10 protein-coding genes are annotated in these 12,549 nt (G+C 58.7%); 2 read left to right on the top strand and 8 right to left on the bottom strand.

All coding sequences use genetic code 11. The annotated features are described in order from the left end of the window. Nucleotides 1–95: 95 nt before the first annotated feature. From ACA067_RS02565 to amaB, 8 genes are all read right to left on the bottom strand, one after another. The gene (locus ACA067_RS02565) at nt 96–866 is read right to left on the bottom strand and encodes an SDR family oxidoreductase (RefSeq protein ID WP_497460481.1); all 771 of its coding nucleotides are present in this window, start codon (nt 864–866) and stop codon (nt 96–98) included. Nucleotides 867–1,751: 885 nt separating this feature from the next. Then, nucleotides 1,752–2,468 carry an ABC transporter ATP-binding protein gene (locus ACA067_RS02560; protein ID WP_497460480.1) on the bottom strand — a complete coding sequence of 239 codons (717 nt, stop codon included), beginning with the start codon at nt 2,466–2,468 and terminating at the stop codon, nt 1,752–1,754. After that, nucleotides 2,465–3,337 (bottom strand): ABC transporter ATP-binding protein, encoded by an 873-nt coding sequence (locus tag ACA067_RS02555; protein WP_497460479.1) that lies wholly within the window; start codon nt 3,335–3,337, stop codon nt 2,465–2,467. The genes ACA067_RS02560 and ACA067_RS02555 overlap by 4 nt, the downstream gene beginning before the upstream one ends. Beyond that, on the bottom strand, nt 3,334–4,617 hold the full coding sequence (gene livM, locus ACA067_RS02550; protein ID WP_497460478.1) for a high-affinity branched-chain amino acid ABC transporter permease LivM: 1,284 nt from the start codon (nt 4,615–4,617) through the stop codon (nt 3,334–3,336). The genes ACA067_RS02555 and livM overlap by 4 nt, the downstream gene beginning before the upstream one ends. Nucleotides 4,618–4,620: 3 nt before the next feature. Then, nucleotides 4,621–5,535 (bottom strand): ABC transporter permease subunit, encoded by a 915-nt coding sequence (locus ACA067_RS02545; protein ID WP_192345939.1) that lies wholly within the window; start codon nt 5,533–5,535, stop codon nt 4,621–4,623. 170 nt (nt 5,536–5,705) lie between these two features. Beyond that, a complete protein-coding gene (locus tag ACA067_RS02540) occupies nt 5,706–6,839 on the bottom strand; it encodes a branched-chain amino acid ABC transporter substrate-binding protein (RefSeq protein ID WP_497460477.1) in 1,134 nt (377 codons plus the stop codon). Between the two features lie 363 nt (nt 6,840–7,202). Next, complete coding sequence (amaA, locus tag ACA067_RS02535; protein WP_497460476.1) at nt 7,203–8,486, bottom strand: L-pipecolate oxidase; 1,284 nt, start codon at nt 8,484–8,486, stop codon at nt 7,203–7,205. Nucleotides 8,487–8,604: 118 nt separating this feature from the next. Then, nucleotides 8,605–10,095, bottom strand: a complete 1,491-nt coding sequence (gene amaB, locus ACA067_RS02530; protein ID WP_497460475.1) for an L-piperidine-6-carboxylate dehydrogenase — start codon at nt 10,093–10,095, stop codon at nt 8,605–8,607. Nucleotides 10,096–10,270: 175 nt separating this feature from the next. Here amaB and ACA067_RS02525 point away from each other — a divergent pair, with 175 nt between their 5' ends. Both ACA067_RS02525 and pncB read left to right on the top strand, forming a co-directional pair. Next, complete coding sequence (locus tag ACA067_RS02525) at nt 10,271–11,179, top strand: LysR family transcriptional regulator (protein ID WP_497460474.1); 909 nt, start codon at nt 10,271–10,273, stop codon at nt 11,177–11,179. 132 nt (nt 11,180–11,311) lie between these two features. Beyond that, entirely contained in the window at nt 11,312–12,547 is a 1,236-nt protein-coding gene (pncB, locus tag ACA067_RS02520; RefSeq protein WP_497460473.1) for a nicotinate phosphoribosyltransferase, read from the top strand. The last annotated feature ends 2 nt before the right edge of the window (nt 12,548–12,549 follow it).

Here is a 12,549-nt window from a genome sequence, read left to right as displayed (position 1 = left end):
TCGCTCCCACATTGATCTCTGTTGCTCACAAGTAGTGTGGTCAACGGAAATCTACTGTGGGAGCGAGCTTGCCCGCGATTGGCCGTTACACGGTCTTACGCCTTGTCAGCATTACGCTCAATGGCAAACCCGCTCCAGGTCTGGCTTACCGGCATCAGCTCCAGGCTGTTGATGTTGATGTGCGCCGGAGCGTTGAGCACCCAGAAGATCGTATCGGCGATGTCTTGTGGCTGGATCGGCTCGGCACCGGCGTAGGTCGCGTTGTAGCGTTCCTGGTTACCAGCGAAACGCACCAGCGAGAACTCGCTCTCGCACAGACCCGGCTCGATATTGCTGACGCGCACGCCGGTGCCTTGCAAGTCGCAGCGCAGGTTCAGGGAGAACTGTTTGACGAACGCCTTGCTCGCGCCATACACATGGCTGCCCGGGTACGGGTAGTTGCCGGCGACGGAGCCGAGGTTGACGATACTGGCGCCGCGGCCATGGGCGATGAGCCGCGGCAACAGCAGGCGCGTGCTGTACATCAGGCCTTTGATGTTGGTGTCGACCATGGTGTCCCAATCGTCGAGGTCGCACTTGGGCGCCGGGTCAACGCCCAAGGCCAGGCCGGCGTTGTTGATCAGTCCGCGCAGCTTGGCGAACGAAGGCGGCAGATTGGCTATCGCCTCCTCCATAGCCTTGCGATCACGCACGTCGAGCACCAGGCCATGAACCTCGGTCTGTTTCGACAACTCGGCACACAAAGCATTGAGACGCTCTTCACGACGGCCTGCCAGCACCAGTTTCCAGCCGGCATCGGCAAAACGACGGGCACAAGCTTCACCAAAACCGGAGGTCGCGCCGGTAATAAACAGGGTGTTGGACATCGTGTTCTCCTTGCTTCGGCTGACGGGCAGCCATTGGGATAGAAATCAGCTGGCAGCATGCCCCGCCCCGCTCTCACCAGCAACCATTCCACGTGTAGGAGCTGCCGAAGGCTGCGATCTTTTGATCTTGTTTTTTAACGGCAAGATCAAAAGATCGCAGCCTTCGGCAGCTCCGACAGCGACCGCGATTCTGTGCAAAAAATGATCAACACGACGAACGCCTTACCCGCTGTGGCTTACAGCCATGTGCACGCACCTTATCCACAGCCCCATCCACACATTACGGGGGCAACTAAAAAAGCTGAAACCCGCTATGTACAAGGCTTGGCGAGCCATTTTGAAATTTTTTTGCTTGACCCTGGCCATCCTGCCGTGCAGCCCCAAGGCAATTTGCACGATTCGGGGGGAAAGGGACGATGGCGCCAAGCCAGTAACTACGGCCTCCAACCGAGTCTTTCCAGAGTTTAACCACAGACTTATCCACAGGCTGCCCATGCGCATTTCAACTCGTTTTTGCCGTTAACAAAAAGGTTGACAAAGCCGGCCTCCGGTCCGAAAAAAACGCCTGATCAAAAAACAACCACAACGCTACAGGCCACGTGTTTAAAGGCTTTCAGCCAGCTACTCCCACGTTATTCACAGCCAGCTCCACAGCAAACGGGGACAAGTCAAAACTGTGACAAAACAACTATTTGCAGCGGCTTTATGTCGCGCCTTAAGAGGTCTTGAATATTGTTTTCCACAATTTCGCTTTTCCTTGTGACTTCCTTGATTTCCTACACATACAACAGGGTCAATAGAGTGGTCAACAGATCCACCGGGCCATCGAAAATGCATAAAAAAACGCCCTGAGTTCGTCAGGGCGTTTTTTGTTTACTCAACGGTTTAGTGCCCGCCGAGATAAGCGTTACGCACCTCCTCGTTGACCAGCAGCTCCTTGCCGGTGCCCGTGATGCGGATCTCGCCGTTGACCATCACGTAGGCCCGGTCCGACAGCTTGAGGGCGTGGTTGGCGTTCTGCTCGACCAGGAAGATGGTCATGCCGGTCTTCGCCAGCTCCCGAAGGGTGGCGAAGATCTGCTTCACCACGATCGGCGCCAGCCCCAGGCTCGGTTCATCGAGCAACAACAATTTCGGCCTGCTCATCAACGCACGGGCGATGGCCAGCATTTGCTGCTCGCCACCAGACATGGTCATGGCCCGCTGGGTGCGCCGCTCCTTGAGCCGTGGAAACAGCTCGAACATACGCTGCATGTCTTCAGTGGCGAACTTGTCACCGATCGGGATGGTGCCCATCAGCAGGTTTTCCTCGACTGTCATGTCGGGGAATACCCGCCGACCTTCCGGCGACTGGGCAATGCCGTGGGAGGCGATGTAGTGGGACGACTTGTGGGTGATGTCCACCCCTTGATAAACGATCGCCCCGCCTGCCGCCCGCGGCTGACCGAAAATCGACATCAGCAGGGTCGATTTGCCGGCGCCGTTTGAACCGATCAGGCTGACGGTTTCGCCTTCGTTGATATGCAGCGAGACTTTCTTCAGGGCCTGGATCGGCCCGTAAAACACGTCCAGTTCCTTGAGCTCGAGGATGGGTTGAGTCATACCACCTCCTCTTCGTCGGCGCCCAGGTAGGCGGCAATCACTTTTGGATCGTGGCGAATGGCCTCAGGCCCGCCTTCGGCGATGACGATGCCGTGGTCCAGCACTACGATGTGATCGGAAATGCTCATTACCATGCCCATGTCGTGTTCGATCAGCACCACGGTCAGATCGTGCTCGTCGCGCAGCAGCCGGATCATCGCGCTCAGCGCTTCGGTTTCCTGAGGGTTGAGGCCGGCGGCCGGTTCGTCGAGGCAGATGATCTGCGGCCGGGTGCACATGGCCCGGGCGATTTCCAGGCGGCGTTGCTGCCCGTAGGACAGCTCGCCGGCCAGACGGTTGGCGCAGTCCACCAAGTCCACCACTTCCAGCCAGTAGAACGCGTGGTCCAGCGCATCGCTTTCGGCCTTGCGGTAGCCCTTGGTGTTGAGGATACCGGCCAGCAGGTTGCGGTTGACCCACATGTGCTGGGCAACCAGCAGGTTTTCCAGCACCGACATTTCCTTGAACAGGCGAATATTCTGGAACGTGCGCGCCAGGCCGGCCCGGTTAACCAGGTGGGTACCGCCGAACATCTTGTAGCGGAGCCGATTGATAAAGCTTTTCGGTGAAACGAAATCGGTGGGTTTGAACGATTCGCCCAACAGCTGGATCACGTTGGTGCGCTCGCCACGGGTATTGAGTTCGATCTTGCCGCCGGAGGCCTTGTAGAACCCGGTCAGGCAATTGAACACGGTGGTCTTGCCGGCACCGTTGGGGCCGATCAGGGCGAAGATCGAGTTGCGGTGCACCTTCAGGCTGACATCGCTCAACGCCTTGATGCCGCCGAAGTGCATCATCAGCTTCTCGACCGAGAGTACGACTTCGCTCATGGCGCTACTCCTTTACGCGGGGCCACACCGGTACGGCTGATCCGAATCAGGCCGCGCGGTCGCCAGATCATCATCAACACCATCAGGATGCCGAACAGCAATACCCGGTATTCGGCAAAGCCGCGCAACAGTTCCGGGGCCACGGTCAGCACGAATGCGGCGATGACCACACCGATGGTCGAGCCCATGCCGCCGAGTACCACGATGGCGAGGATCAGTGCCGATTCGAAGAAGGTGAACGAGGTCGGGTTGACGAAGCCTTGATAAGTGGCGAAGAACACGCCAGCCAGGCCAGCAGTCGATGCGCCGATGGTGAACGCCGAAAGCTTGACCAGTACGTGGTTCAGGCCCATGGAGCGGCAAGCGATTTCGTCTTCGCGCAAGGCCTCCCAAGCGCGGCCGACCGGCATGCGGGTCAAGCGATGCTTGACGTACAGCACGGCCAGTACCACCAGGAACAACACCGCGTAAATGAAAAAGTACTTCACGTCCGGGTTATAGGCGATGCCGAAAAACTCATGAAACGGAACACCCCCCTCCTTCGCTCTTTTGCCGAACTCAAGGCCGAAGAAGGTCGGCAACGGCGCTGCCATACCGTTCGGGCCGCCGGTCAGGGACAGCCAGTTATTCAGGATCAAGCGGATGATTTCACCAAAGCCCAGGGTCACGATCGCCAGGTAGTCCCCATGCAGCCGCAGTACCGGGAAACCCAGGATGCAACCGGCAAGGCCGGCAATGATCGCCGCCAGCGGCAGCACCGTCCAGAAACCCAGCCCCAGGTATTGATAACCCAGCGCCAAGCCATAGGCGCCGATGGCATAGAACGCCACGTAACCCAGGTCGAGCAGACCGGCCAGGCCGACCACGATGTTCAGCCCCAGGCCCAGCAGCACGTAGATCAGCCCGAGGATGACCACGCCCAGCAGGTAGGAGTTGGAGAAAAACGGGAACACCACGGCGACGACGATCAACACCGGAATGATCCAGCGCAACCGGCTTTTGTAGTCAGGCGGCAGTACATGCACCCCGGAGCCGGTGCTTTCGAAGCCTTCGAGAATTTTCAGGCCCTTGGGGGTTTGCAGGAACAGGCTCAGGGCAAAGCGACCCGCCATGACGATGGCGACAATCAATGCCACCCGGGTCGTTTCCAGGTTGAAGCCGTAGCCGTCGAGGACCACGCCGACAATCGGGCCGAACACAATCAGGGCCACAAGGCCGGCAAGAATCGCGTCAACCAGGCTTCTTTTGAGATCAATGGTTTTTTTAGTGGTTGAAGACATCGCTTACACCTTCGACACAAGAGGACGGCCGAGCAGGCCTTGGGGCCGAAAGACCAGAACGAGAACGAGCAGCGAGAAGCTGAAGACGTCTTTGTAGTCCGAGTTGACCAACCCTGAGAACAGCGACTCGGAGATCCCGAGGATGATCCCGCCGAGCATCGCCCCGGGCAGCGAGCCGATCCCGCCAAGCACCGCGGCAGTGAACGCCTTGATGCCGATGATGAAGCCCGCGTAGAAGTCGAATGTGCCGTAGTTCATGGTGATCAGCACGCCCGCCAGGGCCGCCATTGCTGCGCCGATGATGAACACGTAGGAAATCACGCGATCGGTGTTGATCCCCAGGATCGAGGCCATTTTGCGGTCTTGCTGGGTGGCGCGGCACATGCGGCCGAGTTTGGTGTACTTGATGACGTAGGTCAGCAGGGCCATCCCGACAAACGCTGCGACCAGGATGAAGATCTTGGTGTAGGTGAGCTGGACGAAGCCGGTCCCGACTTCAACTCGCCATGCACCGGTCAGCAGTGTCGGTACACCCTGTTGACGGGCGCCCTGGGCGATCTGTGCATAGTTTTGCAGGATCAGCGAAATACCGATGGCGCTGATCAGCGGTGCCAGTCGGGTGGAGTTGCGCAGCGGTTTGTAGGCGACGCGCTCGATGACCCAGCCATACACCGCCGTGACGATGATGGTGAAGACCAGTGTGCCAAGCATCAGCAGGGGGAAGGATTCAATACCGAAGTATGCCAGCAGAGCCAGACTGATTGCCGCGAGGTAAGCGGAAATCATGTAAACCTCGCCGTGGGCGAAGTTGATCATGCCGATGATGCCATAGACCATTGTGTAGCCGATGGCGATCAGGCCATAGACCGACCCGAGGGTCAGGCCGTTGACCAGTTGCTGCAGGAAAATACCATCCATAACGCAATCTCACGCATTTGAGAGACTGCACAGAAGCCAGGTACGACGGGCTGGGGTTCAGCCACCCATGCAACAGGGTTGTGTGCAGCTCTACGAGAAAAGACAGGTACTGCACGGACATGTTCTTTGATTGCCCGGCGCACAAGGCGCCGGGCAATCAGCAGGTCATATCACTTCTGTTTTTCCAGCTGGTGGTATTTGCCGTCCTTGTCCCACTGGTAAACCACGTAGTCGGAGACTTTCAGGTCGCCCTTGGCGTCCCAGGTCTTCTCGCCCATCACGGTTTTGACCGGATTTTTCTTCAGCCACTCGGCGGCTTTCTCGCCACTGTTGGATTTGGAGCCATTGAAGGCTGCGGCCAGGGTCTGGACCGAAGCATAGGCGTACAGGGTGTAGCCTTCAGGCTCGGTGCCTTTCTTGCGGAACTCGTCCACTACGGTCTTGCTTTCTGGCAGCATGCGTGGGTCGGCACCAAAGGTCATCAGCACGCCGTCAACGAATTGCGGACCGCCAGCGGTGGTCACCAGTTCGTCGGTCACGATGCCGTCGTCGGACATGAATTTGACGTCTTTAAGACCTTGCTCACGCAGTTGACGCACCAGGGGACCAGCTTCCGGGTGCAGACCACCGAAGTAGACGATGTCGGCGCCAGCGCCGCGGATCTTGGTGACGATGGTGCTGAAATCTTTCTCGCCACGGGTCAGGCCTTCATACAACACCGGCTTCACGCCGCGTTTTTCCAGCTGGGCCTTGGTAGCGTCCGCCAGGCCTTGGCCGTAAGTATCCTTGTCGTGCAGGACCACGACTTTCTTGCCCTTGAGCACGTCGACAATGTAGTCGCCGGCCACGATACCTTGCTGGTCGTCACGCCCGCACATACGGAACATGGCACTCAGGCCGCGCTCGGTAACCGCCGGGTTGGTGGAACCGGGGGTGATCGCAATGATGCCCGCTTCATCGTAGATCTCGGAAGCCGGGATGGTCGACGAAGAGCAGAAGTGACCGACCACGCCAACGACTTTCTGGTTGGTCAGGTCCTTGGCGACCGTCACAGCCTGTTTCGGTTCGCAGGCGTCATCGCCCTTGACCAGTACGATTTTTTCCCCGTTGACGCCGCCCGCCGCGTTGACCGCATCGGCCGCCGCTTGTGCACCCTTCATGTACTGCTCGCCAAATGCCGCGTTGGCACCTGTCATTGGACCCGCCACACCAATTTTTACGTCAGCTTGTGCAAACGCAGAAACACCCAACGCAGCTGCCACTGCGAGGGCCAGAAAGCCTTTCTTGTAAAACGTCTGGGACATGAGGTGGTGCTCCATGGTTTTTTTTAGTTGGCACTGCGACTTCTCTGAATGCTCAGAGCAAGGGCCGTGCCATCGGTTTTTTATTCTGGGAAAAGTCGCTACCTTATTGTTCTTTCGACTGTTTCGAGCCCATTTTCATTGGGCGTGCAACCGTCTAAACCGCGGAAGGTAAAACCATTTATTTTTAAAGGCGCAACCCGCATGCGCCATCATTGCAACCGCGGCGCCAAACGACGTGCAACCAGCCTGTAACAACGTGCGTCACCGAAGTGCACACTGCTGGTGCGGGACTGCTACAACCCGCACCACTACAGGCTAGTCGCTGCGCGTAAAAGCGCCGCTTTCAGCAACATATTTCAACAATCAAATAACGATCCGCAGGCACTGGCCGGCGTGGTACAGCGAAAAACCGGCCTCGTATAGACAGCTGCGCAATCCCAACCCTACCAATGGCTTCATTGGCGCGAATGGAATCGGCAAAGCGTCAGGATTTCCGTTACACAAATAGTCGGCAAAAGCTTTACCCACCACCGTGCCCGTGGTCACACCCCGGCCGTTGTAGCCGGTGACGGCCACCAGACCGGGCGCCGGTTCGAACAGGCGCATCAAATGATCCGGGGTGAAGGCGATGCAACCGGTCCAGGTGCACTCCCATTCCACCGGTTTCAGGTAAGGGAAATAATGCTGCTGAACCCGGTCGGCCCAGGCCTTGAGGAACCAGGTCGGCTTCTTGCTGCCGTTACCCAGGCTGCCAAGCAACAGGCGTCCATCTTTGTCCCGACGAATACTGCTGAGGACCTGGCGGGTATCCCAGGAGCCCTGGCCACCGGGAAGAATGTGTTGCGCGGCATCGTCAGTCAGCGGGACCGAAGCCACCTGATAGTAATAACCGGGGAAGAAATTACGCCGCAACTCGGTCCAGTCGCCTTCGGTGTAAGCGTTGGAGGCAATGACCACTTGCTCTGCAAGCACCGAACCCTGGGCAGTCTGTACCGACCAGCGCTGGCCCTGACGTTCGAGTTGGGTCACCGGGGAATGATCGAACAGCTGGCCGCCAAGGCTGATAGCCGCTTTGGCCAGTCCTGTCGTATAAGCCATCGGATTGATCGTGCCAGCACGTCGATCAAGCAGCGCGGCGGCAATCTTTTTCGTGCCCGTTGCTTGTTCGCACGCCTGACCGGTCAGCAGCTCGACCGGCGCTCCGCGACGTTTCCATTGTTGCTCACGACTGCGCAGATCCTCTTCGCCACGGGCGTTGTGCGCCATGTGCAACGTGCCTTCGCGGCGCAGTTGGCAATCGATGTTGTATTTGTCGACCAGGCTGAACACCAGGGACGGTGCCGCACCGAGCATGCGATTGAGCTGACTGCCGACTGCTTCGCCGAACCCGGCTTCGATCTCGTCCGGTGGAATCCACAGCCCGGCGTTGACCAGCCCGACATTGCGCCCTGAACCGCCATGACCGGCACGATGGGCTTCCAGCACGCAGACACTTTTACCTTGTTCCAGCAAATGCACCGCCGCCGACAGACCGGTGAAACCGGCGCCGATGACACAGACATCTACCGTCACCTCGCCCTTGAGCGCCGAATTGTCCGGCCTTTGCGGCGTCAGTTTTTCCCACAGACACTCTTCGCGTAACGGCATTGCCAGACTCCAACAGAAACCTAACAAACAGAAAAAGCTTCGCTGGCAAGCCAGCTCCTACAGGTTATGTACCGCGACACACACCGTGTAGGAGCTGGCTTGCCAGCGAAAGGGCCCGTCAGTCGAACGTAATCCCTTGAGCCAATGGCAACTCCAGCGAATAGTTCACGGTGTTAGTCTGACGGCGCATGTACCCGCGCCATGCATCGGAGCCCGATTCACGACCACCGCCGGTTTCTTTCTCGCCACCAAACGCGCCGCCGATTTCCGCGCCGCTCGGGCCGATGTTGACGTTGGCGATACCGCAGTCGCTGCCCACCGCCGACATGAACTGTTCGGCTTCACGCACGTCAGTGGTGAATATGCACGATGACAAGCCTTGTGGCACGGCGTTGTTCAGGCGCAATGCTTCGTCGAAATCCTTGTAGCCCACCACGTACAGAATCGGCGCGAAGGTTTCGCTGCACACCACATCGCTCTGCTCGGGCATTTCAACGATGGCCGGCGAGACGTAGTAAGCGTTGGGGAATTTGTCTTGCAGTTGACGCTCGCCGCCGAACACCCGGCCGCCCTCGCTCAAGGCTTGCTCCAGGGCATCCTGCATGTTTTCGAAGCTGTGTTTATCGATCAGCGGACCCACCAGGTTGCCTTCCAGCGGGTTGCCGATGCGCACTTTGGCGTAAGCGGCCTTGAGGCGGGTGACGATTTCTTCCTTCACCGATTCATGGGCAATCAGGCGACGCAGCGTGGTGCAACGCTGGCCCGCGGTGCCAACGGCGCTGAACAGGATCGCGCGCACGGCCATGTCCAGATCGGCGCTTGGGCCAAGGATCATCGCGTTGTTGCCGCCCAGTTCGAGAATACTGCGGGCGAAGCGTGCGGCGATCTTCGGTGCCACTTCGCGGCCCATGCGGGTGCTGCCGGTGGCGCTGATCAGCGCGACACGCGGGTCATCGACCAGGGCTTCACCGGCATCGCGGCCGCCGATAATGACTTGACTCAGGTGCGGTGGCGCATCGCTGAAGTTTTTCAGCACACGGTCGAACAGCGCCTGGCAGGCCAGGGCGGTCAGTGGGGTTTTTTCCGACGGTTTCCAGATCACCGGGTTACCACAGACCAGCGCCAGCGTAGTGTTCCAGGCCCAGACCGCGACAGGGAAATTGAACGCGCTGATCACGCCGACAACGCCCAGCGGGTGCCAGGTTTCGCGCATATGGTGGCCAGGGCGCTCGGACGCGATGGTCAAACCATACAGCTGCCGGGACAGACCCACGGCGAAGTCGCAAATGTCGATCATTTCCTGAACTTCACCCAGGCCTTCCTGGGTGATCTTGCCGGCTTCCCAGGACACCAGCTCGCCGAGGTCGGCCTTGTATTCACGCAGGATATCGCCCAGCTGACGCACCAGTTCGCCACGGCGCGGCGCCGGGACTTTACGCCACAGTTCGAACGCATGATCTGCGCGACTGATGTGCTGTTCCACTTCGGCGGCACCTTCCCAGTTCACGGCGGCGATCCGGCTGCCATCGATTGGCGAATGCACCGGCACTTTGCCGTTCTGATACAGGGCCGGGTTCACACCAAGACGATCAAGCAATGCGGCAACCATGGGTCACTCCTCAAGCAAAAAACAGAAAGTGGGCAGCCGGAAAATCACGACTGATCAGACCTGTAGTTTTAGCGCCCCCGAGGTTACTCAACAAACGACCTTTAAGAGAGATATCATTCCGTTTATTCATGCTGTGCATTGCTGGCAATAAAGAGACAAGAAGAAAGGACCGCCCATGCTGAACAAACGCTATCTGCCGTCGATCACCGCATTGCAGTGTTTCGAGGCTGTGACCCGGCATTTGAGTTTCACCCGGGCCGCTGAAGAGCTGAACCTGACCCAGAGCGCGGTGAGCAAACAAGTCGCACAACTCGAAGAGTTGTTGCAGCACCTGTTGTTCCGTCGGGTGCGCCGACGTCTGCAAATGACCCCGGCCGGAGATTTGTACCTGGTAGAGGTGCGAAAAATTCTCACACAGGTCGAGATGTCGACCCATTACCTGCGTTCCTACGGCGGTGAAACCGAAGTCTTGCGCGTCTCCACGCCTCCGACCTTCGGCGCCCGTTGGCTGGTGCCACGCTTGAAAGGCTGGCGCCTGCGCCACCCATCGATCCACCTGGACCTGTGCAGCGAACAGGAAGCCGACGATCTGTTGCAAGGTCGCAGCGACCTGGCCTTCTATTTTGGCCAGGGTTCACGCCCCGGCACCGAATGCCTGAAGCTGTTCAGCGAAGAGCTGGTGCCGGTTTGCGCACCGGGCAGCCTGCCGGACACGCCCTTCACCGACCCTACACAACTCACTGACCTGGTCCTGCTGCAAAACGCCTCTCGCCCCCAAGCCTGGCACGATTGGTTCGACAGCCAGGGCTACCACACCGAGCACAGTTATCACGGCCCGCGGTTCGAAACTTTCTACATGTGCATCCGCGCCGCCCAGGTCGGCTGCGGTGTGGCGCTGTTGCCGAAGTTTCTGGTGGAAGAGGAATTGGCCGACGGCAAACTGGTCATACCCTGGCAGCATGCGATGCCCAGCACCGATGCCTATTACCTGGCGTATCCGGAGCATGCGGCGGAAGTGCCGAAAGTGCGGGATTTTGTGAAGTGGATGTTGGAGCAAATAGACAACCCAACCTCCACCAATTAACCCCCCGTAGGTGATTCGCCGATACAAAAATCGCTGGCATTACCCACCACTGATATGCGCCACTAGCCCCATTCATTGAAACAGCTGCAACGTCGCTGCCACGGGCCGCGGCCAGCCTGGAGAACCCCCGTTATGAGCGAGAGTGTGTTTGCCGATCGCATCGTGCAGAACCTGCTCGACACCGACTTCTACAAACTGACGATGATGCAGGCGGTGCTGCACAACTACCCGAACGTGGAAGTCGAATGGGAGTTCCGTTGCCGAAACAGTGAGGATCTGCGCCCGTACCTGGCGGAGATCCGCTTCCAGATCGAGCGACTGGCCGAGTTGAGCCTGAGTGCCGATCAGTTGGGTTTCATGGAGCGCATCAGCTTCATGAAACCGGATTTCCTGCGCTTTCTCGGCTTGTTTCGCTTCAACTTGCGCTACGTTCACACCGGGATCGAAAACGGCGAGCTGTTCATTCGCCTGCGCGGGCCATGGCTGCATGTGATTCTGTTCGAAGTGCCGCTGCTGGCGATTGTCAGCGAAGTGCGCAACCGCTATCGCTACCGGGAAATCGTCCTGGAGCAGGCACGCGAACAGCTCTATCGCAAGTTCGACTGGTTGACCGCCAACGCCAGCGCGGACGAGTTGTCCGAATTGCAGGTCGCCGATTTCGGTACTCGCCGTCGCTTCTCGTACCGCGTGCAGGAAGAAGTGGTCAACGTGCTCAAGCACGATTTCCCCGGGCGCTTTGTAGGCACCAGTAATGTGAACCTGGCGCGTGAGCTGGACATGAAGCCGTTGGGCACCATGGCCCACGAGTGGATCATGGCCCACCAGCAACTCGGCCCTCGACTGATCGACAGCCAGATCGCCGCCCTCGATTGCTGGGTCCGCGAATATCGCGGCTTGCTCGGGATCGCCCTGACCGACTGCATCACCACCGATGCCTTCCTCAGTGATTTCGACCTGTATTTCGCCAAACTCTTCGACGGCTTGCGCCACGATTCCGGTGATCCGGTGCTCTGGGCGGAAAAAGCCATCGCTCACTATCACCAGCTTGGCATCGACCCGATGAGCAAGACGCTGGTGTTCTCCGACAGCCTGACGCTGCCCAAGTCCCTTGAGATTTTCCGGGCGCTGCGTGGTCGGATCAATGTCAGCTTCGGTATCGGCACCAACCTGACGTGCGATATTCCGGGTGTCGAACCGATGAGCATCGTGCTTAAAATGGCCGCCTGCAACGGCCAGCCGGTAGCAAAGATCTCCGACGAGCCGGGCAAGACACATTGCAAAGACCCGAATTTCGTCGCCTATTTGCGACACGTTTTCCAAGTACCTGCCGCCCTTTCCAGTCCATCAGGCATTTCAAGCAAGGAGTGAAT

The sequence above is a fragment of the Pseudomonas sp. LBUM1674 genome, assembly GCF_059695635.1.
This window is presented reverse-complemented; position numbering and strand designations above follow the sequence as displayed.

What these genes read in the sequence shown, in the direction of transcription:
- ACA067_RS02565 (WP_497460481.1), bottom strand. Translation starts at nt 866, where the DNA reads ATGTCCAACACCCTGTTTATTACCGGCGCGACCTCCGGTTTTGGTGAA.
- ACA067_RS02560 (WP_497460480.1), bottom strand. Translation starts at nt 2,468, where the DNA reads ATGACTCAACCCATCCTCGAGCTCAAGGAACTGGACGTGTTTTACGGG.
- ACA067_RS02555 (WP_497460479.1), bottom strand. Translation starts at nt 3,337, where the DNA reads ATGAGCGAAGTCGTACTCTCGGTCGAGAAGCTGATGATGCACTTCGGC.
- livM (WP_497460478.1), bottom strand. Translation starts at nt 4,617, where the DNA reads ATGTCTTCAACCACTAAAAAAACCATTGATCTCAAAAGAAGCCTGGTT.
- ACA067_RS02545 (WP_192345939.1), bottom strand. Translation starts at nt 5,535, where the DNA reads ATGGATGGTATTTTCCTGCAGCAACTGGTCAACGGCCTGACCCTCGGG.
- ACA067_RS02540 (WP_497460477.1), bottom strand. Translation starts at nt 6,839, where the DNA reads ATGTCCCAGACGTTTTACAAGAAAGGCTTTCTGGCCCTCGCAGTGGCA.
- amaA (WP_497460476.1), bottom strand. Translation starts at nt 8,486, where the DNA reads ATGCCGTTACGCGAAGAGTGTCTGTGGGAAAAACTGACGCCGCAAAGG.
- amaB (WP_497460475.1), bottom strand. Translation starts at nt 10,095, where the DNA reads ATGGTTGCCGCATTGCTTGATCGTCTTGGTGTGAACCCGGCCCTGTAT.
- ACA067_RS02525 (WP_497460474.1), top strand. Translation starts at nt 10,271, where the DNA reads ATGCTGAACAAACGCTATCTGCCGTCGATCACCGCATTGCAGTGTTTC.
- pncB (WP_497460473.1), top strand. Translation starts at nt 11,312, where the DNA reads ATGAGCGAGAGTGTGTTTGCCGATCGCATCGTGCAGAACCTGCTCGAC.